Consider the following 26,832-nt stretch of genomic DNA (forward strand, 5'->3'; position numbering starts at 1 on the left):
ATTTGCTCGTCATAGAACTTTGACACGGAAAATTGAAACATGAATGGAAAAGTATTTGAAGTCACGGGAAGCGATGACTACATCACTGAATTTAAAGACAAGAATAGCTTTGAACAATCGATTAATACAGCATGGCGTCGTGCTGAAACTGAGTGCATTGAAAACTTATTAGCACACAGTGAAATCCCTTCCCCGATCAGCGATCAAATTCAACAATTGGCTTTTGACTTGGCCCATTCATTACGTGAACGTAAAAGCGGTACAGGTAAAGCAGGCATTGTGCAAGGCTTGCTACAAGAGTTTTCATTGTCTTCTCAGGAAGGCATCGCGCTCATGTGTTTAGCCGAAGCGCTACTCCGTATTCCAGACAAAGCAACACGTGATTTACTGATCAAAGATAAAATCAACCAAGGTAACTGGAAAGATCATGTTGGCCAAAGTAGCCTCATGTTCGTAAATGCTGCTGCTTGGGGTTTAATGCTGACGGGTAAACTAATGGAAACCCCTCAACAAAAAAGTCTTTCTAGTCTATTGACGGGTATTTTAGCACGCAGTGGACGTGGCATTATCCGTAAAGCTGTCGACGTGGCTATGCGTATGATGGGCGAACAGTTTGTCACAGGCGAGACCATCAATGAAGCGCTTAAACATGCAGAAGTATTAGAAGACAAAGGCTTCCGCTATTCATATGACATGTTGGGTGAAGCAGCATTAACTGAACCTGATGCAGAACGTTATTATCAAGACTATACCGATGCGATCCACGCGATTGGTCAAGCTTCTGAAGGTAAGAATGTTTATAACGGAGCAGGCATTTCGATCAAATTATCTGCCCTACACCCACGCTACCAACGGTCACAGATCGACCGTGTACATAACGAACTTTATGGCAAAGTGCTTGAACTTGCAGTATTAGCCAAGCATTACAATATTGGTCTAAACATTGATGCTGAAGAAACTGACCGCCTAGAAATTTCTTTGGAACTACTTGAGCGCCTGTGTTTTGAGCCTAAATTAGCGGATTGGAAAGGTATTGGATTTGTGATTCAAGCCTACCAAAAGCGCTGTTTCTATGTGGTCGACCATATTATTGACCTCGCTAAGCGTAGCCAAAAACGTTTAATGATCCGCTTAGTGAAAGGTGCATACTGGGACAGCGAAATTAAGAAAGCGCAAATTGAAGGTATGAGTGACTATCCGGTATTTACGCGCAAAGTTCATACCGACCTGTCTTATATTGCATGTGCTAAAAAACTTTTAGCAGCACCTGAGCAAATTTATCCTCAGTTTGCAACACACAATGCGCAAACCGTTGCTACGATCTACCAATTAGCACAGCCAGAGCTTTACTATCCAGGCCAGTATGAATTTCAGTGCCTTCACGGCATGGGTGAACCCCTCTATGAACAAGTGGTGGGTTCGAAGTCTGAAAACAAACTGGGTGTGCCTTGTCGTATTTATGCACCAGTGGGTAACCATGAAACCTTATTGGCCTATTTGGTTCGACGTTTACTGGAAAATGGTGCGAATACCTCTTTCGTCAACCGTATTGCAGATAAAAATTTAAAAATTGAAGATTTAATTGAAAATCCAAGACAGACGATATTAGCGACGGCTGAAAAAGAAGGTATCACTGGAGCGAAGCATCCTTCTATCCCTTTTCCGCAAGATTTGTATGGCACAGAACGTCGCAACTCAAAAGGACTCGATTTAGCCAATGATCGCGACTTATCTCAGCTCAATACCACGGCAGTACAGCATGCGCATACCCAATGGCATGCCAGTGCAATGGGTGCTAATTTAGATGAAATTCACACCGCACCCATCAACATTACGAACCCTGCAAACCGTAGTGATGTAGTCGGCACTGTCAGCGAAGCCAGTTTAGAACAAGCGGAAATCGCTCTCAATAATGCGGTAAATGCCCAAGCTTCATGGAAAACTTTAGCCAAAGACCAGCGTGCAGCATGCTTAAACCGTGCGGCGGATTTGATGGAAGCACAATTGCAATCTCTGATGGTATTATTGTCACGTGAAAGCGGTAAAACCTACGCCAATGCTATTGCTGAAGTCCGTGAAGCTGTAGATTTTCTACGTTATTATGCGGCTCAAATGATTGATCTAGCTGAAAATACGCAAATTGAACCCCTTGGTACTGTGCTGTGCATTAGCCCGTGGAACTTCCCGTTGGCTATTTTCACAGGTCAAATTGCTGCGGCCTTGGTTGCAGGTAATACCGTGATTGCCAAGCCTGCTGAACAAACACCGCTAATTGCTGCTCAAGCTGTACATATTTTATGGGAAGCAGGTGTTCCGTTTGATGTATTGCAACTCCTTCCTGGCCGTGGCGAAACCATTGGTGCCAAACTCAGCGCGGACTCACGTGTCCAAGGCATCATGTTTACAGGCTCAACGGAAGTCGCACGTATCTTGCAAAAAACCGTGGCACAGCGCTTAAACCAATTTGACGAGAGCGTGGTTTTGATTGCTGAAACTGGCGGTCAGAATGCCATGATTGTTGACTCATCAGCATTGACAGAACAAGTGGTATTGGATGTCGTTAACTCTGCCTATGACAGTGCAGGTCAACGCTGTTCTGCCCTACGTATTCTCTGTGTACAAGAAGATAATGTGGACGTTGTCCGTACCATGTTACAAGGTGCAATGAAGCAACTTCGTGTCGGAAATCCTGCACTTTTAGCAACTGACATTGGCCCAGTGATCGACCTTGAAGCACAGCAAAATATTGAAAAACATATTGAGAAGATGCGTAGCAAAGGCTATCCAGTACATCAAATCATGTTTAATGCTGATGACAATGCCTTAAGTACGGGAACTTTCGTTGCACCAACTTTGATTGAACTGCCAAATTTAAATGATTTAGAACGCGAAGTTTTTGGGCCAGTATTGCATTTAATCACCTACAAATATGGTGAGATTGAAAACCTATTAACACAAATTAATGCCAAAGGTTATGGTTTAACCATGGGCTTGCATACACGTATTGATGACACGATTCAAAAAGTCATCGGTCATGCAGAAGTCGGCAACCTGTACATTAACCGTAATATTGTAGGTGCTGTGGTTGGTGTACAACCCTTTGGCGGCGAAGGCTTATCAGGTACAGGTCCAAAAGCTGGCGGTCCTTTATATCTTTACCGTTTAATGCATCAAATTTCTGAGAAAAAATTGGCTACACCTTATGCGGCTCAGGCAGAAACACAAGCTGTACACTTCCCTGCATATGAAGCTTTTAACGCTTGGGCGAAGCAGCATTTTTCAGGCATTGCGATTCAAACACCACAGGCCATAGCCGCAGGACAAAGTTTTGAACTGCAAGGACCAACCGGTGAAAACAACCAATATGCCATTTTGGCACGTAAGGGTGTGCTTTCATTAGCTAATAATGATGCAGATCAACTGAATCAAATTGCTGCGATTTTATCGGTGGGTAGTCAACCCGTGGTACTTGCAGACAATACTTTTGTGTTGAAACACTTAAATAGCATGCCGAAAATCCTCGTGGACCAATTTAAAGTGATCACTGATCTTTATCATGGTAATTTTGATGCGGTTTTACATCATGGTGAAAAATCTGAGTTATTAAAAATTCAACAAGTCATCGCGTCTCGTGAAGGTGCAATTATTGGCATTACGCATTTAGCTTCAGGCCAATATGACATCCCTGTAGAGCGTTTCGTGATTGAGCGGGCAATCAGTGTCAATACTGCGGCAGCCGGTGGTAATGCCAGCTTAATGACGATGAATTAAACACTGAATTGAACTCCAACTAATCAGTTCCTCACTTAGCTCAATCTTTATGAATGTTCCATAAAGATTGAGCGTTTTTTTAACTACCCCTAGATAAATATTCTGTTTAGCGCATTCAGACTCATTTTCTCGACAGATAAATACAGCCAAAAGTGGAATTAATTTAGTCTTATAAGGTGAATTTTGCTAACATGACTTTTTTTAATATGTTTGCGATTTTTTACTGCATATGACTTCAACTTATCAGCAACAACTTGATGCCAAAGTTGCCCGCATTTCGGCTCAATTTTCAGAATATAACCCTCCCTCTTTAGAAGTTTTTCCTTCTGCTGAACAAAACTTTCGTATGCGAGCGGAATTCCGAATTTGGCATACTGAAAATGATATGTTCTATGCAATGTTTGAACGCAATGCAGACAATGAAAAACAAGTTGTCGAAATTAAAGATTTCCCGATTGCAGATAAAAGCATTAATGATTTAATGCCAATATTATTAAATGAACTCAAGGCGCAAGAGATCTTATCGAGCCGTTTATTTGAGGTTCATTTCTTAGCGACGCTGAAAGGTGAAATGCTGGTTTCATTGGTTTACCGCTGCCCGCTAAATGCTGAATGGGAAGTTGCTGCCAAAGCGCTGTCTGCAAAGCTCAATATCAAGATTTATGGTCGTAGTCGTGGTCAGCGCGTGATTTTGACTGATGACTATGTGATTGAAGAACTCCAAGTGTTTGACCGTAAATATCAGTACAAACAAATCGAAAGTAGCTTCACGCAGCCCAATGCCGGCGTATGTCAAAAAATGCTGGAATGGGCGTGTCAGGCTGCCGATCATTCAGACAAAGACTTACTTGAGCTCTACTGTGGTAATGGTAATTTCACGCTGCCTCTTTCAACACGCTTTAATCGCGTTTTGGCAACCGAATTAGCCAAGTCTTCAGTTTATGCCGCGCAGTGGAATATTGAGCAAAATGGCATTGATAATATCCAAGTGGCTCGTCTTTCAGCTGAAGAGTTTACCCAAGCCTACAATGCTGAACGTACATTCCGCCGCCTTGAAGAAGCTGAGATTGAAATTTCAAGCTATAACTTCGATACGGTATTTGTCGATCCACCGCGTGCAGGTATCGATGATGAAACACTAAAACTGTTGCAACGTTTTGAACGCATTATCTATATTTCATGCAACCCAGATACTTTACATGACAATCTTAAACTGCTTTCACAAACGCATAAAATCAGTAAATTTGCCTTGTTTGATCAATTCCCTTATACACACCATGTAGAGTCTGGTGTGTTTCTTGAGAAGATTTAAACAAATTATTTCAAGACATGTTGTTGTCATAAAAGGAGCTTTCTAAAAGCTCCTTTTTTATATGCTAAAAAAGCTTTATTTTCTCGCCACATGCGGTGTAATGGATGCCTTTCTATATCAATTAGGCAAAGATTCTAAAAGTCCAATCGAAAAAATGATCATTCAACTGGCTAAAATATCACTTTAGTGGTCTTGCTTTATTTATTGGATTGGTTATATTTCGTCCTATGTTAGGTCGCAAATGAAGGCTCTATGAGTTTTTGGCATAAGTTGTTCGCTACAGAACAGCAAAACGGGCATAAGAATCAAATTGCCTGTGTTGAAAATGATTGCTCTTGTAAAACCAATGAACAGCTTATTGCTGCTCTTACAAAGGCAACGGATGAAGATGTTATCCTCGGTATCAAAAAAGTACTCGCTTCGCGCGGTTATAGCCGTAAGGAATTAAATGAAATCCAGCATCTACCTCTACAGTAGAGTCTGAACATTCAATGTTCAAACAAGGCATTCTGTTTTACAGAGTGCCTTGTTTTTTTTGGTCTAATCAAAAATATGCCGCTTATTTACAGATCAGGTTTTGTGGATTGGCCACATCGCTATTTACAGCTTTTATGCTATGCTCCAAGGCAACTCAGTGATGTCTAATTTTTAAACACACGACAATAAAACCTAATATTGCATCAAATAAAAAGCAGATAACCACTAAACTGGATTGATATAAAAACTAAAGGAATGAACATGAATAAATTAACAAGTTGCCTAATCGCCTGCTGCATACTTAGTCTAAGTGCTTGTAGCCAAATTCCCAAAGAATGCGAAGAATCTTGGGACCAACTCGAAGCCTTATCGAAACAAATGGGCTTAAACGAAGAGCAAATCAAAGAACAGAAAAAACAGTTTGAAGAAAGTATTAAAAAACAATCTAAAGAACAAGCCATTCAAATGTGCCAAACCCAAAGTACCTTTTTAGGTTTAGTCGGCAAATAAACAGTAGATTCTATCAATCTAAACACTGTACAGATGAAGCCCGATTATTCGGGCTTTTATTGTTTGCATTGAGATGCTGTTGTATACGCTACAATTGGCCCTAAAGGTTTCAAACTTGAATCATGTCTATTCAACGCTTGGATATCTGCACTAGACACAGATCCATCTAAATACAAGGCATTGTTAATCGATAATTGCTGCTTAAAATATTGTGCAAATGCATAAAACGATACGCCTTCACGACTGATCACAAAATACAACTTCCCGTTCTTGATCCCCACACCATTGCGGATTTTCAATGAATCTGACTGTGGGATAAAGTTTGGATTGATTTTTCCATCTACCACCAGCATTGGACCTGACTGCGTTGCATAACGTGCCTTAAAATCTGTGGAAGCATATTTTTGTGTAGTTAATATCACCGCTTGCTTGTCATTCCATGCCAGAACACCATTCGGCTGAATTAAAAAATTACCAAAGCCTCGTGTTGCACGATTCAAGGCTTTTTTCTGCAGCCCATTTTCAACGTAAAGACCAACAGGTGCTAAGTCTGCATGATACATCCCTGCATTCATTGCGAAGTTCATCGTATTACACTTACGCGCTAATGACTGCTTTAAACGCTGTAAGTCTCGATATGGCTGCTGCTCTGCTTCATATAAATAGAGCTCTAGTTTACTCAAATCCGAAATTTCAACCACATCCACTGCAATGGGCTGACTGACACGTTTCGCTTGAATATTGGCATAGGAAATAGTCGGTGAGAAAATCAGACCGAGCAGCATCATAAAGCGCATTTTTTTAAACATTGAGGTTGATTGAAGACCAAGCATGACCCTATCCATAGTGCACGTTAAAAATCGAACAAATTTTAGCTAAATCATCGCTAAAATAGTCGATTAATTCACAGATTAAAAGTAGACTAATCTTTAAAAATAATTCGGATTTAAAGTAGGACTGGTAAATTCATGCACGTGCAGAAAGATGGTTTTCCTCTTGGAACACATCTGATTGTTAAACACTTCGGTTATAGCCATCATGGCATATATGCCGGCCGCGGTAGAGTCATTCACTACTCTGGTTTTGCACACCTTTTCAAAAAACATCCGATTGAAATGACTTCTATCGAAAAATTCAGCCACGGCAAAAAAATTATCGTTCAGTCATATAGCAATCCAAAATTTAAAGGTCGTAAAGTGGTGCGTCGCATGCGCTCGCGTATGCATGAAAACAACTATCATCTGATTATTAATAACTGTGAACACTTATGCACATGGGCCATTACCGGTGTTGAAAGCAGCCCTCAGGTGTTCCGTATGATGAACCGACTCACCACGATTGGTTATGTCAGTTCTCTGATGAGCTTTATGAGCAGTATGATGCTAACCGTCACCACTACTTGCTTTGCACTGGTGTTCTATATCAAAAAGAAACTGCGTGAAAAAGCCAAAATGCAAATGCCGGTTTATACCTATTTAAAGCGTGAAGAACATAAAAATCGTTAATTCACTGCAGCAGCATTGAACCGTGGCTTTATCAAATTTCAATACATCAGCACATTGCTTAGAAATCCTGCGCCAATACACAAGCTTTTCCTTAAGGCGTATCAGATGTCATGCTTAATTTTGGTCACTCTTCACATTGCTAAAAGTTCGCATTGCTAAAAGGTGGAAATTTATCTTCAACCAAATTGCTTTGCAGGCCATGTTCTAAATAAATTTTGGCTGCATCCAAAACCGTTGTAAAACCACCTGTACTATCGATAATAAAATCAATTAATGCCTGACCTTGCAGAGGAATCTTTGAATTTTTGATACGAACGTAGGTTTCCATCGGGCTAATCTGCTCAAAAATAAAATCGACTTGAGTTTTTGGTTCTCCCCACTGTATTTGAATTAATTTGTTTTCCTTAATACTCAGCACGTCTACATCGGCGACTGCATTATATTTCTGCCAAGTCCATTGCACGGTTTTACCTTCTTCTAGATAGCCACTCGATGCACTAAACCAAAAATGCTGTGTTATTAAAGGATCAACAAAAGCATTAAATACGATATTGATGGACTTACGAATTAACATCTGGGTTTCAATCACGACACTCATCAGCATTCCTACAGTATTTTAATTTTATTCAGTGATAGCACAGAGCACTGATCATTGCCTACCACTGAATTGTTATTGCCCTATTCTGCTGTATGTTCTGAAATAAATGCTGATGTCACTAGCGTGGGATTCTTCTCTGTAAATTGCCCATTCCAATAGGGATAGTATGGATAAGGTGGATACACTGCACTGACTGCGTCTAATCGGGCTAACTGCTCTACGCTTAACGACCAATCTTTCGCCGCAAGGTTATCCAACAGTTGCTGTTCATTACGCGCGCCTATCAAAATACTAGACACAGTCGGTCTGGTTTTCAGCCAATTCAATGCAATCTGCGGGATAGAGTGCCCTGTTTCCATGGCAATTTCTTGCATTACATCTAAGACTGCAAATAACTTTTCATGTCGAACTTGCGGTGCGAATTGTACCGTTTCATGCAGCCGACTTTGCTTTGGAATCGCATGCTCACGATCAAATTTTCCTGTTAATCTCCCCCAGCCCAACGGACTCCAAACTACTGCACCAATGTGTTGATCATGCTGCGCAGGCATCAACTCCCATTCATAGTCACGTCCAATCAAAGAATAATAGACTTGATGCACACTTAGCTTTTCATAGCCCTGCTGTTGGGCAATCGACTGTACTTTCATAAGCTGCCAGCCTGAAAAGTTCGACGCACCGATATAGCGAACTTTTCCACTACGTACCAAGTCATCCAAACTGCGCATCAGCTGCTCAAGTGGCGTTGTGCTATCAAACTGAGTAGTTGCAGCACATCAATATAATCTGTGCCTAACCGCTTTAAACTCGCCTCCACGGCTTGAATTAAATAGCTTCTTGAATATCCACCTTGATTGATTCCATCGTTCAATCGGATACCCACTTTGCTGGAAATAATCACCTCTTGGCGTTTTGATTGAAGTAATGCACCGAGCATCTACTCAGAGGCATCATTTGAATAAGCATCTGCGGTATCGAAATAATTCACGCCTTGATCAATACAGAGATCAATCATGCGCTGAGCATCATTTAAGCTCGCTTGCCCCCATGCAGAGAAAATTGGGCCTTGCCCGCCAAATGTACCTGCTCCAAAACCAAACTCTGAAACTTGTAGGCCAGATTGCCCTAGATTGTGATAGTTCATGGTGATTTCCTGTGTTTTATTTATACACAGAATAGGTACAGATATTTATCAGAAAAACCCTGAATATCGAGAAAGACTTTCTTGATTATATTGATAATGCTAACTGAAGATTTCGACTTATTTACACGAATGGCGGCACTGGGTTCAATCAGTCAAGCCGCTAAAGAAGCCAATCTCTCTGTTTCTGTCGCTAGTAGCCGTCTACACAGACTTGAACATAGTTTAGGGCTGCGCTTATTTCATCGCACTACACGGCAGCTACATTTAACACAGGAAGGTGCTGTTTTATTGCAGCAAGGTTTTCACTTATTCGAACAATTTAATTCTCTCCTGAGCCAATTTCAGCCTGAACCACAACAACTCAGCGGCGTATTAAAAATCACATGTTCAGAAGTTTTTGGAAATCGTATTTTAGGGCCAGTATTTGCAGCCTTTGCCAAGTTGCATCCAACATTGACTTTGGATATTGAACAGACCGATCAAAATTTAGATTTGGTCTCCGCAGGTTTAGATGTTGCGATACGTATTGGACAGTTAGAAGACTCATCACTGATTGCTAAACCGCTCAGCTTAAACCGTCGTATTTTGTGTGCCTCGCCTAGCTATATCGAACAACATGGCGAACCTCACTCCCTAGAAGAGCTCTCCATGCACCAATGCATTTTGCAGAAATACCCTAAGGGTGTTTCGCAGCATTGGACATTTTTCCAAGATCAACACAGCATAAAAATACCCGTTTCAGGGCAATTTCATATCAACTCAGGCGAAGGCATACGCCAAGCAGCACTTGCAGGTTTAGGCATTTCGAACCACTCCATCTGGCATGTGGATGAAGATTTACAATCTGGCCAGCTCATCCAAGTTCTACCCAAGATCCCTGTTCAAAGTACTGCAATCTATGTGGTAATTCCGCATCGACATTTTGTACCACCTAAAGTACAGGCTTTTATGCGACACTTGGACGATTATTTTCAGCATCAATATGCTTGGTACGTATCGCCGAATTTATCTGAAAATTAGGCCAAGAATTTATCTTAAATTACTGTTAAAAGTCTTAATCAGCGGCGGAAGTTCAACTTCTAAGCTGCTATACATTTCACGCTCAATGTTTCGTACAATTGAGTCCAGCGGTAAATCATTTTCCTGCAAGCCAAAAGGCTCTTCCAGTTCTGCACTTAACGCATCCAAACCTAAAAATAAATATGCAATCAAAGCCACAATGACAGGTGTCCATATCCCTAAACTGGCCTCTAGGCTAAATGGCAAAATCAGACAAAATGAATACACTGCGCGATGTAAAAGCACCGAATAGGAAAATGGTAATGGCGTGGTCATGATACGGTCACAGCCTGCATGGATATCACCCATCGCTACAGTATGACGTGTGAGCGTGCTGTAAATAATGTCTGTAATCTGACCTTGTTTATAGGTTTTGACTAAATTTTTTTGAATAATTTCAAGTAAATACTGTGGTGCATTGATATTGTCTCGGCATTGCTGCCATTGCTGATCCGTCAAAGCTACGCCGTCTTTAAAATGTGCAATATCTTGTGATTCATGGCGTAAGCGATCACGTAACAAATTGCAAAACAGCATGATGCGGTACATCAACACGTTTCTTTGCTCATCTTCAAGGACATGGCTATCACGAATCATGTGGCGTGTATTGGCAATCAATGAGCCCCAAAGCTTGCGCCCTTCCCACCAACGGTCATAACAGGCAGTATTTCGAAAGCTCAAAAAAATCGACAGAATCACCCCAAAGATGGTAAATCCGATGGCTGGAACTTCAGGCGTATTCAGGTAGTGTGCAGCGCTTAGATACACCAAAATCGCCGACAAACTCACGACGATAGCCAACGCAGGCATGACTTTTGGGAGTATCGTGCCATGCCATGCAAATAAAAGTTTAAAGCTATTATTTTTATTTCGAATGATCACTTATTTCCCCTCTGTACTGCCTTAATGAACCATCTCAAGCATGAAAAAAGCCCAACCGAAGTTGAGCTTAATCTTAACCTACTTGATCTTAACCTATTGGGGATTCAAAGATGAATCCCTTTAAAAACTAAGATTTTATTTACCCGGTTTAAAACTGTCTTTCAAATCTAAGATGCGGTTAAACACTGGTTTTTCCGCTGTATGATCAAACTGATCTGCAACAAAGTAACCTTCACGTTCAAATTGGAAACGATCTTCAGGTTTTGCTTCTGCCAATGCAGGCTCAATGACCGCTTGAACCACTTTAAGTGATTCTGGATTTAAGTTTGCAAGGAAGTCATCACCCACTTCAGGGTCTGATTCAGTGAATAAACGGTCGTAGATACGAACTTCCGCAGCAATACCCTTGCTTGCAGAAACCCAATGTACAACACCTTTCACTTTACGGCCTTCAGGGTTTTTACCTAAAGTTTCAGGGTCGATTGAACATTTCAATTCAACCACTTCACCGTTCTCGTCTTTAATCACTTCATCACACTTAATCACATACGCATGACGTAAACGCACTTCACCGCCCGGAATAAGACGTTTAAAGCCTTTAGGCGCAACTTCTTCAAAGTCTTTACGATCAATGTAAATGTCTTGAGTCAACGGAATGATACGGTCACCCATGTCTACATTTGGATGACGTGCATGCACCAAATCCATTGCTTCAGGCAAGTTAGTTAAAGTCACTTTGAGTGGATTCAACACGGCCATACCACGAGCAGCAGTATTTTCTAAAGACTGACGGATGCAGTATTCAAGCATTGCAACATCAACGATACTGCCATCAACTTTCGTTACACCTACACGTTTACAGAAGTCACGCAGACCTTCTGGGGTAAAGCCGCGACGGCGCATACCCACAACGGTAGGCATACGCGGGTCATCCCAACCATTCACAAATCCACCTTCAACCAATTTACGTAATTTACGTTTAGAGGTAATGGTGTAATCTACATTTAGGCGGCTTGATTCATACTGATGTGGTACAGATGGTGATTTAACTTTCTCTACCACCCAGTCATAAAATGGACGGTGATCAACAAACTCTAGTGTACACAGTGAATGCGTAACCCCTTCAATGGCATCTGATAATGGATGCGCATAATCGTACATTGGGTACATTTTCCATTTATCACCAGTTTGGTGATGTTCAGAATGCAAAATACGATACAAAATAGGATCACGCATATGGATGTTAGGTGAATTCATATCAATTTTGGCACGTAGTACTGCCTGACCTTCTCCCAACTCACCATTACGCATTTGTTCAAAACGTGCTAAGTTTTCTTCTACGCTAGCATCACGTTGCGGCGAATTTTTACCCGGCTCCACAAAATTACCGCGGTTTAGTTTGATTTCTTCAGGGCTCTGCAAATCCACATAAGCATCACCTTGTTCAATCAATTGCACTGCCCAAGTGTAAAGCTGATCAAAATAGCTTGATGCATAACGTGGCTCGCCGTTCCACTCAAAACCTAGCCATTTCACGTCATTGGCAATACCGTCTACATACTCTTGCTCTTCGGCATCCGGGTTTGTATCGTCAAAACGGAGGTTACATAGACCTGCGAATTCTTGAGCAATACCAAAGTTTAGGCAAATAGCTTTTACATGACCAATATGTAGGTAGCCATTTGGCTCTGGTGGAAAACGTGTTACAACTTGTTCGGTACGACCTGCAGATAAATCATCTGTAATGACTTGACGTACAAAATCTAAGCCTGGCTGTTGTTCCTGCTGCGCAGCTTCGACAGGGGCATTGTTCTTGGTTGTCGGATTGTTAGGCAGGGATGAAACAACATCGTTTGGCTTCATGGTAATAAAATCACTTCTATAAAGATAAAATTAGGATAATTAAAACGCTTTTCTTTATTTTTAACAAAGAAAGTAACGTTTTTACTTGCCTTGTAGTTTACAGTTTGCTTATGCTTCTCACAACCAAAAAACCCATGGCTTTCATGTCCATGTACAGGAGATTACACAATGAGTTTTCCTCAAGTCGAATTAAACACCAATAAAGGTCGTATTGTTCTTGAGCTTAACACTGAAAAAGCACCTAAAACTGCTGAAAACTTCTTACAGTATGTTCGCGATGGTTTCTATGACGGCGTGATTTTCCACCGTGTTATTGATGGTTTCATGATCCAAGGCGGCGGCATGGATGAAAACTTCAAAGAAAAAACAACTCGTGATTCTATTGAAAACGAAGCTGACAACGGTTTAAGCAATGATGTTGGTACGATCGCTATGGCACGTACTCAAGCACCTCATTCTGCTTCGGCTCAATTCTTCATTAACGTTAAAAACAACTCCTTCCTTAACCACACTGGTAAAACAGCGCAAGGTTGGGGCTATGCAGTATTTGGTAAAGTAGTTGAAGGTCTTGACGTTGTTGACGTAATCAAAAGCGTTCGCACTGGTAACCGTGGTTACCACGCAGACGTTCCTCTAGAGAACGTTGTAATTGAATCAGCTAAAATCATTTCTGAGTAATTTTTAAATTCTCCCTGAGTAGCATTGCTGCGCAAGTCCCTTTAATAACGGAGGGAGTTTCAATATGAAATAAATGTCGGAACTCCTCCCTTTTCTAAAGGGAGGCTGGGAGGGATTTTTAGAATAAGGAAAAGATTCGTGACCTATCTGTTTATCGCTGATTTACATTTGTCACCTGAACACCCTCGACTCGTTCGGGGGTTTTTAGCTTTGTTAGAACAATACAAAACTCAAAATACCCAGCTGTATATTTTAGGTGATTGGTTTAATGCTTGGATTGGTGATGACTTTACTGCTCCATGGTTAGATGAAATCATTGCAGCGCTAAAAGATTTTACTGCTTTGGGAAATCAAATTTATTTCCAAGTAGGTAATCGTGATTTTGCATTGGGTCAAAAGTTTTTAGATAAATTTCACGGTCAATTATTACAAGACGTGGATTATCTCCACATTAGCAACTATAAAATTCGCCTTGAACATGGAGATTTACTTTGCACCGATGATGTGTCTTACCAAAAGTTTCGTAAAGTGATTCGTAATCCTTTGCTTTTAGGTTTCTTAAAAATCTTACCGCTTAGCATTCGACAAAAAATCGCCAATGGCTTCCGCAAAAAAAGTACAGAAACCAAGCAAGTTAAATCTTATGAAATCATGGATGTAAATGCCGAAGCTGTAGAAAAAGCTTTAGAGCATGTCGATCTACTGATTCATGGACATACCCACCGGCCCCAAATACATGATGTGCATGGAAAACTACGTATCGTTTTAGGGGACTGGCGCGCAGAACAAGCTCAAATATTAGAGGTTGGTGAAAACCCATCTGTGAGTGATTTAAAATTAAAAAAATGGTCTTACTAACCCTTAGGCTTTAGTTAAACCTGCCGTCATATTTGGTTAAAACAATACATCCAGATATCAAGACATAGCCTTTTACCAGACTATCTCAACAGATTTTCAATTGAACTGCATCCTACATATAGCAGATTAACGTCATTTAAAATCTTAAAAAAACAAAGTTTAAACTTAAAAATAATTTCACAAGGAATTCACTATGGACTACTTTCATCCACAGTGAACATCTTCAGATATTAATTAAGCAGCAATGACAGGTTGCTTAACTGCTGGACTATTACCAATTTGCCATACATATGGTAGCGGCGTTTGATTAATCTCCCAATCACCAATGACTTTCTGTTTATAAATAAGTGGATTATGCGATGACACTACACGAGCATTACGCCAAAAGCGGTCTAACTGTTTAGTTGTCGAGCTTGCTGAAGCACCCAAGGCGTTAAACAACTCACTACTCAAATTTAGTACCAACTCTGATATGACCACTTGCCCTTTAGAGGATTCAAGCTCCGCACGGTCATTCGCTTGCTGATCCAACTGGGTATCAGACTGAAAATGACTTAAATATGCGACATCCAAAGCTTCTGCTGCACGAAGTGTAATTGCTTCAGCTGCATAAGACTGTGCCGACGCCTTACCAATCACTTGTAAAATTTGTGCATCATCTCGAACTAAATCAGCATTACCATGGCTGTAAATACGTGTGCGTTCACGGACTTCATTACTGAAAACGTCCACAGCATTTTGTGCTATACCTGCCAGCGTTGCCAAATGCACGACCTGATAGAACGCCGTTTGATATTTAAAGCGCTGATCGAACGGCAAAATATGATCACGATCAATGCTGACATCTTGAATATTCAGTGTGCCGCTGCCTGTGGTTTTTTGGCCAAAGCCATCCCAATCATCGTATACTTGTATGCCAGCGTCATGTGTTGAAACTGCGGCTATAACATGTTGATTCGTTGTTTCATCTAAAGCGAATAGATCGATCCAATCTGCAAAGATTGTTCCGGTAGAATAGTATTTTTGACCATTGACCCTTAGCTGACCTTGCGCATTTTCAGTAACTCGGGTAACAACATCTCCAATTTCAACTTTTCCGATTTCTGTCCAAGCATTACCGACCAAATCGCCTTGCAGAAAGCGTTGAAACCAAACCGTTTGATCTTGTGTTTTTTGCGCATTTAAACGGTCTTCTACAAAAGCAAAATGACCTCTTAATGCCTGTACAACATTAGAATCGGCCTTAGCCAATTCAATTAACAGCTGAAACAACTGTTTTTGTGAAACCCCTTCACCGCCAAAAGCCACGGGTACACGGACCGCACCAAATCCAGCTTGTTTTAACAATGAAATTGCATCATACGGCAGTTTCCTATTTTGTTCCCGCGCCAAAGCGCCTTCTGCAATTCTCTGAAAAATCGGACGGAACTTAGCGGCCACTTGATCATAGTCAGCACCTAAAGATAAGGGCTGTTTATTATTTTGAATCGTCATAATCTTCTCCTCTTAACTCCAAGCATGGCGCGGCGGTGGTACATCATTTAAATAGTAGTTGCCTACAATATTCAGCTTCCAACGTACGGGATCGTGCAAAGTATGCGTGCGCGCATTACGCCAATGACGGTCTAAATTCAGCTCAGACAATGTTGATCGTGTGCCTGAGAGTTCAAATAGTTTATTCGCCGCAAGTAACGCAATTTCAGTCGTCAGGACCTTAGATTCTGCTGTTAGTAGTGTTGCCTCTGACACTGTTTCTTCTGTTGGGTTCTCTACGGCTCGGTCTATCGCTTCACCCGCCAAAGCCAACACTGCCTCTGCAGCTCGGAGTTTAATTTTCAACTCGCCGATGTTGGCAATCGTATACGGATCTTGCACCGCCTTTTCTAAGCCTGAATCAATCCAAGGACGTGCATGCTGGCGTATATATTGAATCGTTTCATTAATCGCACCGCGCGCAATACCAGCATCGACAGCAGATTGAATGAATTGAGAAATAGCGCCCGCAGCCGTTGGACGTTCAAAAGCTTGATGAATGGGTACAATGTGATTTAAATCCACTTTGACATTGTCCAACAGTACAGAACCGCTGACTGTCGTTCTTTGTCCAAAACCACTCCAGTCGTTAATAATGGTTAAACCCGGCGTATGCTGGCGTACTAAGGCTGCATAAGGCTTTCCATCATTCACAGCAACAACAGGTATCCAATGTGCAAGCAAAGCGCCTGTTGCAAAGAATTTTTGACCATTAATGAGCGCATGATCATCTTTAAACTCAATGGCTGTTGTTAAATCTGCAACTGTTTTGGAACCTTTTTCTGAAAATGCATTGCCAAAGCGTTTACCTTGTAAGACTTGATCAAAGAAAAACTCTTGCTGTGATGGATTTGCATCCAAACGAATATGCTCGACAAAGGCCCAATGGTTTTGGGCAATTTGTCCTAGGGATGAGTCTGCACTAGAAATAATTTTGACCACTTCTGCAAGGGTTTTATAACTCACTCCTGCACCACCAAATTGACGCGGTACAGTAATGCCCCACAAACCTGATGCTGAATATTGCTGTACTTCCTGCAAAGGTAAGCGGCGTTCATGATCGCGTTTAGCTGATTCTTTTGTAAATTCCACTGCTAATTGTTCAGCAACCTCGATAGCTTCTTGATCAGATCGAATAATATGCGCTAAACCGTTAGATTGATAGAAATCGCGCGGAATGTTTTGCGCCTCTTTTAGTTTAATTTCAATTTTTGAAGTCATTCTTAAAATGCTCAGTTTAGATATTATTCAAATAAGCTAGCACTTTTTATTTTGATTATTTATAGAATTATCATCAAAACAAATCAGTTTTCATGACATGGAATTTACATTTTTAATTGTCAAACAAAATCTTTATAAGCCGTACCAAACAAAAAAAATATCTGCTTATCCATATGAATATATGAAGTATTCAAAAATTATGATTAGCATTTATTCAGATTTGTTTTTGACTTTTTATTAATAAATGCAGCTGTATTTTTATATACCCTCTTATGCAAGAGATTAAATAACCTAGTAAAAAATCATGTCTAAAAATATTCGCTTCAATGCCTTTGAAATGAACTGTATTGCACATCAGTCACCCGGTCTATGGCGTCATCCATTAGACCGTTCTACAGAATACAAAGACCTAGAATATTGGACCGACTTAGCTAAAATTTTAGAACGCGGAAAATTTGATGGTGTCTTTATAGCAGATGTTTTGGGTATCTATGATGTCTATCATGGTTCTGCTGAACATGCGCTGACTGGCGCAGTGCAAGTGCCAGTGAATGATCCTTTGCAAATTGTTCCCGCAATGGCAGCCGTCACCAAACATTTAGGCTTTGGTGTCACGACTTCAATTTCATTTGAGCACCCCTATACTTTCGCAAGGCGTATGAGTACTTTAGATCACCTGACGAAAGGCCGTGCAGGGTGGAACATTGTGACTTCCTATCTAGAAAGTGGCTCTAAAAATCTAGGTCTGAAAACCCAAGTCAGCCATGATAACCGCTATGACATTGCAGATGAATATTTAGAGGTCCTCTATAAACTCTGGGAAGGTTCTTGGGAAGATGATGCTGTGCTACGCGATAAGCAAAAAGGGATTTTTGCCGATTACCGTAAAGTGCATCCAATTCAACATGAAGGAAAATACTTTACAGTTCCTGGCATTCATATTTGCGAACCTTCACCCCAGCGTACACCGGTTTTATATCAAGCTGGCGCTTCAGCACGCGGACAACAGTTTGCTAGTCAAAATGCGGAATGTGTTTTCATCTCTGCACCAACTCAAATTGCTGTAAAAAAGCTGGCAGATGGTATTCGTCATAATTTAGTGAAAGAAGGCAAAGATCCGAATTCTGTTCTGATCTATACCATGCTGGCCATAGTGGTTGATGAGACCGATGAAAAAGCCCAAGCAAAATTCTGTGAATATCAGCAATATGGCAGCTATGACGGCGGCTTGACCCTGGCTTCTGGCTGGTCAGGTGTCGACTTTTCGCAGTTTAAACCAACAGATCAAGTTGAATACATTCAAACCGATGCCATTCAATCCATGCTGCAATCTTATGTAGAGGCAGATCCTAATAAAATTTGGACGATTGAGGAAATTGCAAAATGGACCAGTGTCGGCGGTAACGGCCCAGTCATTGTTGGCTCACCAATCACCGTGGCAGACCGCTTACAAGAGTGGATTGAGTACACTGGTATCGATGGCTTTAACTTAGCCTACATATTGGCGCATAAGAGTTTTGAAGATATTGTGGAATACGTGGTACCAGAATTACAACGTCGTAGTGTATATCAAACAGAATATGCTGACGGAACCTTGCGTGAAAAACTCTTCGGCCAAGGCGCGAAATTGCCCGACAACCACCGTGCGGCGCAATACCGATATAAAAACCACGCTCAAGTTGGGAATATCAATCAACACGTAGAAATGGTTTAAGCCGCTTTATTTAGGCAAAAAAAAACAGCAGATGATCTGCTGTTTTTTGCTTTCAGGCTAAGCGATATAGCTGGTTTGGGCCAGTATAGAAGCTTTTACCATCTAGATTCAGGTTAAATGTCTCGCCTGTTTCTAATTCAATCATTTGCCCAACATCCACCCAAATTAAACCAGCATTGGTATTTTGTTGACGTTTCAAAGGCACCAATTTCACATTAATTTCATCGCCATTTACAGCTTTGGCAGTTTGCCAAGTATTTAAAATATTCAAAAGATTTACTCAACATGTGAGCTTTTTGTGACAGAACAAAGAGATTAATCAATCGGGTTTGGAATAATAATTCTGTAGTTACAAAGATAAGATTCAAGTCAGAAGCTTGAATACAGATAAATCACAATCAGCTAAATAAAAAAGATAAGCAGGAACATTACCCGCTTCGAGTTAAGCAGAAGTATACAATATTGCGCTTTGATTAGCAAAAGTAGAGTTTACATATACTCTAAGCTACTACTTTTGCTAAAATTATTGAATTAAAATTTTAACCATCGAGTAAATTAATTACCCATACAGTGAATAATATAACGAAGGCTGTATCGCTTAGTAACCACCTTCTGTTTTCGTAACTGGGGTATCATTTTTGTATTTCGATAAAAGTTCACGTAACGAATTCATGAGCACACTGGTATCGACACCCACGGCAACAAATTCTGTGCCTAACTCGATATATTTCTGAGTCACATCATGTTGTGTCGACAAAATACCTGCAGCTTTACCCGCCTTACGTATGCGCTGAATCGCATCAATCACGGTTTTTTGTACTTCAGGATGATTCGGATTCCCTTGATAACCCATCGTCGCCGACAAATCCACGGCACCAATAAACACCCCATCGATGCCATCAATTTTCAGTATTTCATCTAAGTTTTTAATCCCTTCAATTGACTCAATCTGAATCAGTAAACAGATATTTTCATGTGCATCTGCATAATAGTCAGGAATACTGTTCCAACGTGTTGCACGTGCTAATGCTGCACCAACGCCTCTAATACCCTCGGGTGGATAACGTACTGCCTTAACCATAAGTTGAGCTTGTTCAACAGTTTCAACCATAGGGATGAGCAAGGTTTGCGCACCTATATCCAACAATTGTTTGATTAATTGCACACTACCAATTGGAGGTCGAACCACAGCTTGCGAAGGATATGCAGCAATACTTTGCAATTGCGACAATGTCGTCCGCAAGTCACTTGGCGCATGCTCACCATCAATTAGCAACCAGTCATAACCTGCATTTGCAGCTATTTCAGTCCCATAAGCATCGGCTAAACCGACCCACAAACCAATCTGCTGTTCGGTTTTTAATTTTTTCTTGAAATGATTGGTGTAATCCATCGCTGCTGTCTCATGCTTAAACTATGATTAACTACAATTGATTAAACGCCTTTTGGCAAAAACTACCAATAGCATTTATCTATCTTATGATTTTATATAACTCTAATTCGCACTTCATACAGCTTAAATCTGTTAATTTTTAGCCATTGAGTCCAGCATATACGACTAAGATCTATTTTTGGAAAATTTTCTCCTTAGACCATTTGGCCATTTATCCGCTAAACTACAGCAAACTATATCTGGAGATATTCGATGGATCTGTTAAACGTATCAAAACAACGCTATACCACGAAAGCATATAATCCTGCTAAAAAAATTCCACAGGAACAATTTGAGCGTTTATTACAAATACTCCGTTTAACACCATCTTCCATCAATATTCAGCCTTGGCATTTTTTTATTGCAGATCATGATGCAGCCAAACAACGCATTGCCAAAGCCTTAGTAGGAAAATATGCCTACAATGCCCCAAAAGTTTTAGATTCATCACATACGATTTTATTCTGTACTAAAGCAGACATCACTGCAGAGCATTTAGATAATCTTTTAAATCAGGATGATCGTAGTGGTCGCTTTAAAGATGACAAAGCCAAACAAGGTCAAAAAGACAGCCGTACAGGTTATGTCGATTATTATCGTAATGAAAAAGGTGATATTCAACGTTGGGCTGAAAACCAAACATTTATTGCTTTAGGTCAAATGCTTTTGGCAGCAGGCATTGAAGGTGTGGATGCAACACCGATTGGTGGATTTGACGAAGCGATCATCACTGAAGAATTGGGCTTAGTTGAACAAAACTTGATTCCTTCTGTACTGATGACTTTAGGCTATCGTAGCGAAAATGATTTCAATGCGAAATTACCTAAATCACGTCTGAATGCTGAAGAAATTTTTACACACCTCTAAGCTTTCCATAAAACCGACGAAAGGGGCAATTTTGCCTCTTTTTTGTCATTTCAGGACTTATTATTTAAACAATTATCGAGTATATTCTGCTCAAAATATACTCAGGTCTCTCCCTATGCCTACAGCTATAAAATTACCCATGAAATTTCATTGCGAAGCGTGCAATACGGTTTATTTACAAAAATATGCGGGCGATATGCTCCATAGCTATCCAAACTGCCCAAACTGTAAACAACCGGGTCAGTTACAAGGCACAATTGAAACTCAAGATTTCCTAAAACACCCCGTTGCAGTGGGTAAATGTTATTTTGAAAACACCTTACAACGTTTTCAACAACTCACACGTTAACTAAGCATCTAAAACTAAAAGCCCTCAAATCGAGGGCTTTTTTAATAACGGCATATTTAGTAACAATGTGAAAATATAATATTTTTAAATTGGTCTGAACTTTGCTGAATAATTTGAATCAAAACAACAATTCAAGCAGAGGTGGGATGATTTACTACAACACCCGATCGTTTTTGCTAAAAATTATCTTAGACAGACATGGCATATGCTAAGCAAACCACACTCATGATCCCTGCAATCAAACCAAAGACGGTTGCGACTCTCAATTTTTCTTTAAAGATGATGAGGCCCGCAACCACACCTAAAACCACGACCAAAATATTCATTCCAGCAAACACGATTGCAGGTGTGTCTTTAAGCAACATGTGGGCTTTCACATACAGTGCAATATTAGCAAAGTTTAAGAGACCTAAGCCCAATCCAGCGAGGATATTTTTGGTCTGCCCCAAACTGCCGTGTTGTACGATGTTATAAATACTCGAAAGTAAAAATGCACAAATAAACACCAGATTTAAAGTCACTGCAAACTGCATGCCCAAACCTGAGGCAAATTTTAATAACACATCAATCAGTGCATAGCCTGCCCAAACGCTTAATAAAAATAAAATCCCCTGCTTTCCATCAATGCTTCCCTTGCGCTGTGAAAATAAAATCAGCAATACCGCAAGTACACCAAGTGCGATACCAATGAGCTTAATGACATTAAAATATTCACTGAAAATAAAATAGGCTGCGCTAAGAGAAAGCACAACAGATAAGCGCTGAGCCAATTCGGTTTTTAAAATACCCGCTGTTTGCAGTGAGCGTGCTAAGCAATAAAAAATTGTCGGCAGTAATACACCCAAAGCCGCAATTAAAACCCACGGCGTTTTATTAATCGAAATATGCGCTAGATGCGGCTTAAACCATAGAAAACATAAAATACTCGCAGATGCATAATTCCATGTGATCATTTGTGCAGGGTTAAAACCCCGATCACGACAGAGTTTTAGAATTACTGAAACGAGAACACTGCAAATCGCGGCAGCAAAGATCAATTCCATGACACGCTCTTATTCTTGAGTTGTATTTAAAGCAATTTTTCTAAGTTCAAATCAAAGAAAAGCCCACTTAATTGTGGGCTTTTCTTCAAAAATAATCTATCTCAAGACAAATTATTTATAGTGACTCACCATTTTCTCTAAAGAAATTGGACGAATCTTGTCAGCATTACCCGCTGTACCAAATGCTTCATAACGATCGATACAAATTTGTTTCATTGCATCAACAGTTGCAGAGAAGAATTTACGTGGGTCAAATTCAGCTGGTTTTTCAGCCATCATACGGCGCATAGCACCTGTAGATGCAAGACGTAAGTCAGTATCGATGTTAATTTTACGAACACCGTGTTTGATTGCGTCTACAAGTTGGTCTACTGGAACACCATAAGTTTCGCCGATGTTACCACCGAATTCATTAATTACAGCCAACCATTCTTGTGGCACAGAGCTTGAGCCGTGCATTACAAGATGCGTATTTGGTAACGCTGCGTGAATTTCTTTAATACGGTCAATCGCTAAGATGTCACCTGTAGGTGGGCGAGTAAATTTGTACGCACCGTGTGAAGTACCCACTGCAATTGCAAGTGCGTCAACATTGGTATCAGCTACAAATGAACGCGCTTCTTCAACTGAAGTTAAAAGCTGAGAATGATCAAGTACGCCTTCAGCGCCTACACCATCTTCTTCACCAGCCATACCAGTTTCAAGGCTACCTAAACAACCGATTTCGCCTTCTACTGAAACGCCACACGCATGTGCCATTTGAACAGTACGACGAGTCACGTCTACGTTGTATTCGTATGAAGTTGGCGTTTTACCGTCTTCACCTAAAGAACCGTCCATCATCACTGATGAGAAGCCAAGTTGAATAGAACGTTGACATACATCAGGGCTAGTACCATGGTCTTGGTGCATAACCACAGGAATATGTGGCCATTCTTCGATTGCTGCCAAAATCAAATGACGCAAGAACGGAGCGCCTGCATACTTACGTGCACCCGCAGATGCTTGTACAATTACAGGTGAATTTGTTGCATCTGCTGCAAGCATAATTGCACGCATTTGTTCTAAGTTGTTTACGTTGAATGCTGGTACGCCGTAAGCATGTTCGCCGGCGTGATCCAAGAGCTGGCGCAATGAAATAAGAGCCATAATATCCTCCCAGGTAATGCCGCATATTCTACATGCTCAATCATTTCAATTCAGCAACAAATAACACTATTTAAAAAAAAATCCCTGCATTTGCAGGGACTTTTTAAATAAAGACAACAATCTTAGTGAGCTGCTGCTGCTGAAGCGGCTGTTTCAGCGTCAGCTGTTGCTTCGTCTGCAGGTGCATTTGCAATTTCAGCAGGAACATCTTGGTTCTTTTCATCCAATACTGGCTTATCAAGTTCATCAATGGCTTTTTGTTGTTCTGGTGTTGTTTGAGCATTATCTACGGCAACAGCAGATGCTTCTGATTCAGTTGGTGCCGACTCTTTTTTAGCACAAGCTGTCAAAGTTAATGGTGCGATTAAAAGTACAGCAAGTGCAAGTTTTAAGTTCATCGTTGTTTCCTACTACTGCGAATTAGGTGTTGCGATGAATTTTATTGCAGAAATATTGCACTTTGATGACGGCAAAATGAATGGGCGATAAAAAAAGGCTGACCGAAGCCAACCTTTTTTAATACTGTATTATCTTATTGATAATACTAAATTAAGCACGGTCAAGAAGCGCCGCTACAGCAGGAAGTGTTTTACCTTCTACGAATTCAAGGAAAGCACCACCACCAGTCGAGATGTAACCAATATTGTCTGCAACTTCATATTTATCAATTGCAGCAAGCGTGTCACCACCACCCGCGATCGAGAAGCCTTCAGATTCAGCAATCGCTAAAGACAATGCTTTAGTGCCTTCGCCGAATTGATCAACTTCAAACACACCTACTGGACCATTCCATAGAATAGTTTTTGAAGTTTTCAAAATTTCAGCAAATGCTTTGGCAGTTTCAGGACCTACATCCAAAATCATGTCATTGTCTGTTACATCTTCAACTTTTTTCACGACAGCTTTAGCAGCAGCTAATGAACCAAGGAAGTCTGCAAAATCAATTTCAGCAGCATCAGCAACAACAACATCTGTTGGAAGTGGTACAGATACTTTTGCGGCAATGGCTTTTGCTGTGTCGATCAGGTCATTTTCACAAAGTGATTTACCAACATTGAAGCCCGCAGCAGCTAAGAATGTATTGGCAATACCACCACCCACGATCAATTGATCACAGATGTCAGATAGTGAAGTTAATACATCTAATTTAGTAGAAACTTTTGAGCCTGCAACAATCGCAACCATTGGTTTTGCAGGAGTTTTAAGTGCACGGCCTAGTGCATCAAGTTCAGCAGCAAGTAACGGACCTGCAGCAGCGACTTTTGCGCAACGTGCTACACCTTCAGTCGATGCTTCTGCACGGTGAGCCGTACCAAATGCATCCATAACGTAAACATCACAAAGTGCTGCATATTTAGCAGATAATTCAGGATTGTTTTTCTTTTCACCTACATTGAAACGGCAGTTTTCAAGTAAAACCACTTGACCTGGCGCAACGTCAACACCGTCCAAATAGTCAGTGATCAGTTGAACGTCTTGACCCAAAGCTTCTGTTAAATAAGCGGCTACAGGTGCTAGAGACTGTTCTGCTTTAGGCTCACCTTCAACAGGACGACCTAAGTGTGAATACACCATTACAGCAGCACCTTTTTCTACAGCTGCTTTAATTGTTGGCAACGCCGCACGTAAACGTGCATCGCTTGTAATCACGCCATTTTTAACTGGTACGTTAAGATCTTCACGGATCAGAACACGTTTACCCGCCAAATCTAGGTCAGTCATACGCTGAAAGTTCATGCATTACTCTCTTTTATTGATATCAAAACGCGACGATTTTAAATGATTATGCAGAAAAACGTTAGCTTCTTTTGCAGAAAAGCTATGTAGAGCCAAAGTTTTGTTATGATAGCGAAAAGCCTTATAAAGATTCAGCGCTTATGTCGATTCATCCAGACCCAAATATTAATCGTTTAAATGTTTTAGGCGAACCCTTGGCAAGCTGTTGTTTTGATCCGATTACCGGATATTTTAGAAATGGCTTTTGCCATACAGCAACAACAGACCTTGGTCAGCATACGATGTGTGCACAAATGACATCTGAATTTTTAAACTTTTCCCAAAAAGTTGGCAATGACCTAATCACACCCTTACCCGAAGTTGGTTTTCCAGGACTACAACCTGGTGACTTCTGGTGTATCTGTGTGACTCGCTGGGTGGAAGCGTATCAAGAAGGATTTGCCCCACCTATTAAAATACAAGCGTGTCACCAAGCGGTGCTGTCTTATGTACCGCTTGATGTACTTATGGAATATGCAGTGTAATGAGTACTCCCAAAATCATTTTGGCTTCGAGCAGCCAAACCCGTAAAGACCTGATGGACCGTTTACGGATTGATTACCACTCAATCGTACCAGATATAGACGAAACACCTCGCGGTGAAAACCATGCCGATGAGTTAGCGAAGCGACTGGCATTTGAAAAAGCTTCTGCGATTGCAAACCAGCACCCAGACGCAATTGTGATTGGTTCTGACCAAGTCGCATGGCGCGAAGGCGCACCAGATATTTTTATTGGTAAACCGCTTTGCGATGAAAAAGCCATTAAGCAGCTTCAAGCCAATTCTGACAAAATCGTTTATTTCAGTACGGCACTCAGTGTCCAACAAAAATCGACAGGTTTTGAACAAACCCTTGTCGAGCACTATAAAGTGAAGTTTCGCAAACTTAGCTTGCCTGAAATTGAACGTTATGTTCAGGTTGAACAACCGTTACACTGCGCTGGCAGTTTTAAATGTGAAAGTTTAGGGATTAGCTTATTTGAAGAAATGATCGGGCAAGACCAAACTACACTCATGGGTATGCCGATGATTAAACTCTGCAATATTTTGCGTGAGCTTAAGATCTTAGTCCCATAATTTTAAAATCTTT

At 40.8% G+C, this 26,832-nt stretch carries 25 protein-coding genes and 1 pseudogene; 13 read left to right on the forward strand and 13 right to left on the reverse strand.

Annotated elements, in window-relative coordinates:
• The first annotated feature begins 39 nt into the window (after positions 1 to 39).
• The 4 genes from putA (at position 40) to AC25JC_RS00275 (ending at position 6,070) form a co-directional block, all read left to right on the forward strand.
• A complete protein-coding gene (gene putA / locus AC25JC_RS00260) occupies positions 40 to 3,771 on the forward strand; it encodes a trifunctional transcriptional regulator/proline dehydrogenase/L-glutamate gamma-semialdehyde dehydrogenase (protein WP_486923232.1) in 3,732 nt (1,243 codons plus the stop codon).
• A gap of 229 nt (positions 3,772 to 4,000) precedes the next feature.
• Complete coding sequence (gene trmA, locus AC25JC_RS00265) at positions 4,001 to 5,083, forward strand: tRNA (uridine(54)-C5)-methyltransferase TrmA (protein ID WP_180115759.1); 1,083 nt, start codon at positions 4,001 to 4,003, stop codon at positions 5,081 to 5,083.
• 252 nt (positions 5,084 to 5,335) lie between these two features.
• A complete protein-coding gene (locus AC25JC_RS00270; protein ID WP_078193492.1) occupies positions 5,336 to 5,560 on the forward strand; it encodes a hypothetical protein in 225 nt (74 codons plus the stop codon).
• A 261-nt stretch (positions 5,561 to 5,821) separates the two neighbouring features.
• Positions 5,822 to 6,070 carry a hypothetical protein gene (locus AC25JC_RS00275; RefSeq protein WP_486923233.1) on the forward strand — a complete coding sequence of 83 codons (249 nt, stop codon included), beginning with the start codon at positions 5,822 to 5,824 and terminating at the stop codon, positions 6,068 to 6,070.
• A 56-nt stretch (positions 6,071 to 6,126) separates the two neighbouring features.
• Here the strand turns inward: AC25JC_RS00275 and AC25JC_RS00280 are convergent, their stop codons facing one another.
• The gene (locus tag AC25JC_RS00280) at positions 6,127 to 6,903 is read right to left on the reverse strand and encodes a phosphodiester glycosidase family protein (RefSeq protein WP_486923234.1); all 777 of its coding nucleotides are present in this window, start codon (positions 6,901 to 6,903) and stop codon (positions 6,127 to 6,129) included.
• A 135-nt stretch (positions 6,904 to 7,038) separates the two neighbouring features.
• On the opposite strand from AC25JC_RS00280, the gene AC25JC_RS00285 reads away from it, so the two are divergent.
• On the forward strand, positions 7,039 to 7,575 hold the full coding sequence (locus tag AC25JC_RS00285) for a lecithin retinol acyltransferase family protein (protein ID WP_078193494.1): 537 nt from the start codon (positions 7,039 to 7,041) through the stop codon (positions 7,573 to 7,575).
• Between the two features lie 139 nt (positions 7,576 to 7,714).
• Here the strand turns inward: AC25JC_RS00285 and AC25JC_RS00290 are convergent, their stop codons facing one another.
• Both AC25JC_RS00290 and AC25JC_RS00295 read right to left on the reverse strand, forming a co-directional pair.
• Complete coding sequence (locus AC25JC_RS00290; protein WP_372491103.1) at positions 7,715 to 8,173, reverse strand: SRPBCC domain-containing protein; 459 nt, start codon at positions 8,171 to 8,173, stop codon at positions 7,715 to 7,717.
• Between the two features lie 80 nt (positions 8,174 to 8,253).
• Positions 8,254 to 9,317, reverse strand: a pseudogene (locus AC25JC_RS00295) (aldo/keto reductase).
• Between the two features lie 96 nt (positions 9,318 to 9,413).
• Here AC25JC_RS00295 and AC25JC_RS00300 point away from each other — a divergent pair.
• The gene (locus AC25JC_RS00300; protein ID WP_486923235.1) at positions 9,414 to 10,337 is read left to right on the forward strand and encodes a LysR family transcriptional regulator; all 924 of its coding nucleotides are present in this window, start codon (positions 9,414 to 9,416) and stop codon (positions 10,335 to 10,337) included.
• A gap of 9 nt (positions 10,338 to 10,346) precedes the next feature.
• Here the strand turns inward: AC25JC_RS00300 and AC25JC_RS00305 are convergent, their stop codons facing one another.
• Complete coding sequence (locus tag AC25JC_RS00305; protein ID WP_486923236.1) at positions 10,347 to 11,258, reverse strand: bestrophin family protein; 912 nt, start codon at positions 11,256 to 11,258, stop codon at positions 10,347 to 10,349.
• A gap of 135 nt (positions 11,259 to 11,393) precedes the next feature.
• Positions 11,394 to 13,121 carry a glutamine--tRNA ligase/YqeY domain fusion protein gene (locus AC25JC_RS00310; RefSeq protein ID WP_486923237.1) on the reverse strand — a complete coding sequence of 576 codons (1,728 nt, stop codon included), beginning with the start codon at positions 13,119 to 13,121 and terminating at the stop codon, positions 11,394 to 11,396.
• A gap of 168 nt (positions 13,122 to 13,289) precedes the next feature.
• Between AC25JC_RS00310 and AC25JC_RS00315 the strand changes: the two genes are divergently transcribed.
• Entirely contained in the window at positions 13,290 to 13,799 is a 510-nt protein-coding gene (locus AC25JC_RS00315) for a peptidylprolyl isomerase (protein ID WP_486923238.1), read from the forward strand.
• A 138-nt stretch (positions 13,800 to 13,937) separates the two neighbouring features.
• Complete coding sequence (locus tag AC25JC_RS00320; protein WP_180119967.1) at positions 13,938 to 14,657, forward strand: UDP-2,3-diacylglucosamine diphosphatase; 720 nt, start codon at positions 13,938 to 13,940, stop codon at positions 14,655 to 14,657.
• 234 nt (positions 14,658 to 14,891) lie between these two features.
• Here the strand turns inward: AC25JC_RS00320 and AC25JC_RS00325 are convergent, their stop codons facing one another.
• Together AC25JC_RS00325 and AC25JC_RS00330 are read right to left on the reverse strand one after the other, a co-directional pair.
• Entirely contained in the window at positions 14,892 to 16,151 is a 1,260-nt protein-coding gene (locus AC25JC_RS00325) for an acyl-CoA dehydrogenase family protein (protein ID WP_486923239.1), read from the reverse strand.
• A 12-nt stretch (positions 16,152 to 16,163) separates the two neighbouring features.
• Positions 16,164 to 17,411 carry an SfnB family sulfur acquisition oxidoreductase gene (locus AC25JC_RS00330; protein ID WP_180094517.1) on the reverse strand — a complete coding sequence of 416 codons (1,248 nt, stop codon included), beginning with the start codon at positions 17,409 to 17,411 and terminating at the stop codon, positions 16,164 to 16,166.
• Between the two features lie 304 nt (positions 17,412 to 17,715).
• Here AC25JC_RS00330 and AC25JC_RS00335 point away from each other — a divergent pair, with 304 nt between their 5' ends.
• A complete protein-coding gene (locus AC25JC_RS00335; protein ID WP_486923240.1) occupies positions 17,716 to 19,125 on the forward strand; it encodes an LLM class flavin-dependent oxidoreductase in 1,410 nt (469 codons plus the stop codon).
• Positions 19,126 to 19,177: 52 nt separating this feature from the next.
• On the opposite strand, the gene AC25JC_RS00340 is transcribed toward AC25JC_RS00335, so the two are convergent.
• Positions 19,178 to 19,396 carry a transposase gene (locus tag AC25JC_RS00340; protein WP_111883736.1) on the reverse strand — a complete coding sequence of 73 codons (219 nt, stop codon included), beginning with the start codon at positions 19,394 to 19,396 and terminating at the stop codon, positions 19,178 to 19,180.
• Between the two features lie 327 nt (positions 19,397 to 19,723).
• Positions 19,724 to 20,518, reverse strand: a complete 795-nt coding sequence (hpaI, locus tag AC25JC_RS00345; RefSeq protein WP_486923241.1) for a 4-hydroxy-2-oxoheptanedioate aldolase — start codon at positions 20,516 to 20,518, stop codon at positions 19,724 to 19,726.
• Between the two features lie 252 nt (positions 20,519 to 20,770).
• On the opposite strand from hpaI, the gene nfsB reads away from it, so the two are divergent.
• Positions 20,771 to 21,424, forward strand: a complete 654-nt coding sequence (nfsB, locus tag AC25JC_RS00350) for an oxygen-insensitive NAD(P)H nitroreductase (RefSeq protein WP_111883737.1) — start codon at positions 20,771 to 20,773, stop codon at positions 21,422 to 21,424.
• A 115-nt stretch (positions 21,425 to 21,539) separates the two neighbouring features.
• Complete coding sequence (locus AC25JC_RS00355) at positions 21,540 to 21,773, forward strand: hypothetical protein (protein WP_078188692.1); 234 nt, start codon at positions 21,540 to 21,542, stop codon at positions 21,771 to 21,773.
• 188 nt (positions 21,774 to 21,961) lie between these two features.
• Here the strand turns inward: AC25JC_RS00355 and AC25JC_RS00360 are convergent, their stop codons facing one another.
• The 4 genes from AC25JC_RS00360 to AC25JC_RS00375 all read right to left on the reverse strand — a co-directional run bounded on the left by AC25JC_RS00360 (position 21,962) and on the right by AC25JC_RS00375 (position 25,702).
• A complete protein-coding gene (locus AC25JC_RS00360; RefSeq protein ID WP_486923242.1) occupies positions 21,962 to 22,816 on the reverse strand; it encodes an EamA family transporter in 855 nt (284 codons plus the stop codon).
• A 111-nt stretch (positions 22,817 to 22,927) separates the two neighbouring features.
• On the reverse strand, positions 22,928 to 23,965 hold the full coding sequence (gene fba / locus AC25JC_RS00365) for a class II fructose-bisphosphate aldolase (RefSeq protein WP_078193509.1): 1,038 nt from the start codon (positions 23,963 to 23,965) through the stop codon (positions 22,928 to 22,930).
• A 122-nt stretch (positions 23,966 to 24,087) separates the two neighbouring features.
• The gene (locus AC25JC_RS00370) at positions 24,088 to 24,363 is read right to left on the reverse strand and encodes a hypothetical protein (RefSeq protein WP_078193510.1); all 276 of its coding nucleotides are present in this window, start codon (positions 24,361 to 24,363) and stop codon (positions 24,088 to 24,090) included.
• 151 nt (positions 24,364 to 24,514) lie between these two features.
• Entirely contained in the window at positions 24,515 to 25,702 is a 1,188-nt protein-coding gene (locus AC25JC_RS00375; RefSeq protein ID WP_180078411.1) for a phosphoglycerate kinase, read from the reverse strand.
• A gap of 140 nt (positions 25,703 to 25,842) precedes the next feature.
• On the opposite strand from AC25JC_RS00375, the gene AC25JC_RS00380 reads away from it, so the two are divergent.
• Together AC25JC_RS00380 and AC25JC_RS00385 are read left to right on the forward strand one after the other, a co-directional pair.
• Positions 25,843 to 26,226 carry a DUF2237 family protein gene (locus tag AC25JC_RS00380; RefSeq protein WP_078193708.1) on the forward strand — a complete coding sequence of 128 codons (384 nt, stop codon included), beginning with the start codon at positions 25,843 to 25,845 and terminating at the stop codon, positions 26,224 to 26,226.
• Positions 26,226 to 26,819 carry a Maf family protein gene (locus AC25JC_RS00385; RefSeq protein WP_180027243.1) on the forward strand — a complete coding sequence of 198 codons (594 nt, stop codon included), beginning with the start codon at positions 26,226 to 26,228 and terminating at the stop codon, positions 26,817 to 26,819. Before AC25JC_RS00380 ends, AC25JC_RS00385 begins: the two co-directional genes overlap by 1 nt.
• Positions 26,820 to 26,832 lie beyond the last annotated feature (13 nt).

Source organism: Acinetobacter sp. P37 (assembly GCF_057480965.1).

What these genes read in the sequence shown, in the direction of transcription:
- putA (WP_486923232.1), top strand. Translation starts at nt 40, where the DNA reads ATGAATGGAAAAGTATTTGAAGTCACGGGAAGCGATGACTACATCACT.
- trmA (WP_180115759.1), top strand. Translation starts at nt 4,001, where the DNA reads ATGACTTCAACTTATCAGCAACAACTTGATGCCAAAGTTGCCCGCATT.
- AC25JC_RS00270 (WP_078193492.1), top strand. Translation starts at nt 5,336, where the DNA reads ATGAGTTTTTGGCATAAGTTGTTCGCTACAGAACAGCAAAACGGGCAT.
- AC25JC_RS00275 (WP_486923233.1), top strand. Translation starts at nt 5,822, where the DNA reads ATGAATAAATTAACAAGTTGCCTAATCGCCTGCTGCATACTTAGTCTA.
- AC25JC_RS00280 (WP_486923234.1), bottom strand. Translation starts at nt 6,903, where the DNA reads ATGCTTGGTCTTCAATCAACCTCAATGTTTAAAAAAATGCGCTTTATG.
- AC25JC_RS00285 (WP_078193494.1), top strand. Translation starts at nt 7,039, where the DNA reads ATGCACGTGCAGAAAGATGGTTTTCCTCTTGGAACACATCTGATTGTT.
- AC25JC_RS00290 (WP_372491103.1), bottom strand. Translation starts at nt 8,173, where the DNA reads ATGAGTGTCGTGATTGAAACCCAGATGTTAATTCGTAAGTCCATCAAT.
- AC25JC_RS00300 (WP_486923235.1), top strand. Translation starts at nt 9,414, where the DNA reads ATGCTAACTGAAGATTTCGACTTATTTACACGAATGGCGGCACTGGGT.
- AC25JC_RS00310 (WP_486923237.1), bottom strand. Translation starts at nt 13,121, where the DNA reads ATGAAGCCAAACGATGTTGTTTCATCCCTGCCTAACAATCCGACAACC.
- AC25JC_RS00315 (WP_486923238.1), top strand. Translation starts at nt 13,290, where the DNA reads ATGAGTTTTCCTCAAGTCGAATTAAACACCAATAAAGGTCGTATTGTT.
- AC25JC_RS00325 (WP_486923239.1), bottom strand. Translation starts at nt 16,151, where the DNA reads ATGACGATTCAAAATAATAAACAGCCCTTATCTTTAGGTGCTGACTAT.
- AC25JC_RS00330 (WP_180094517.1), bottom strand. Translation starts at nt 17,411, where the DNA reads ATGACTTCAAAAATTGAAATTAAACTAAAAGAGGCGCAAAACATTCCG.
- AC25JC_RS00335 (WP_486923240.1), top strand. Translation starts at nt 17,716, where the DNA reads ATGTCTAAAAATATTCGCTTCAATGCCTTTGAAATGAACTGTATTGCA.
- hpaI (WP_486923241.1), bottom strand. Translation starts at nt 20,518, where the DNA reads ATGGATTACACCAATCATTTCAAGAAAAAATTAAAAACCGAACAGCAG.
- nfsB (WP_111883737.1), top strand. Translation starts at nt 20,771, where the DNA reads ATGGATCTGTTAAACGTATCAAAACAACGCTATACCACGAAAGCATAT.
- AC25JC_RS00355 (WP_078188692.1), top strand. Translation starts at nt 21,540, where the DNA reads ATGCCTACAGCTATAAAATTACCCATGAAATTTCATTGCGAAGCGTGC.
- AC25JC_RS00360 (WP_486923242.1), bottom strand. Translation starts at nt 22,816, where the DNA reads ATGGAATTGATCTTTGCTGCCGCGATTTGCAGTGTTCTCGTTTCAGTA.
- fba (WP_078193509.1), bottom strand. Translation starts at nt 23,965, where the DNA reads ATGGCTCTTATTTCATTGCGCCAGCTCTTGGATCACGCCGGCGAACAT.
- AC25JC_RS00370 (WP_078193510.1), bottom strand. Translation starts at nt 24,363, where the DNA reads ATGAACTTAAAACTTGCACTTGCTGTACTTTTAATCGCACCATTAACT.
- AC25JC_RS00375 (WP_180078411.1), bottom strand. Translation starts at nt 25,702, where the DNA reads ATGAACTTTCAGCGTATGACTGACCTAGATTTGGCGGGTAAACGTGTT.
- AC25JC_RS00380 (WP_078193708.1), top strand. Translation starts at nt 25,843, where the DNA reads ATGTCGATTCATCCAGACCCAAATATTAATCGTTTAAATGTTTTAGGC.
- AC25JC_RS00385 (WP_180027243.1), top strand. Translation starts at nt 26,226, where the DNA reads ATGAGTACTCCCAAAATCATTTTGGCTTCGAGCAGCCAAACCCGTAAA.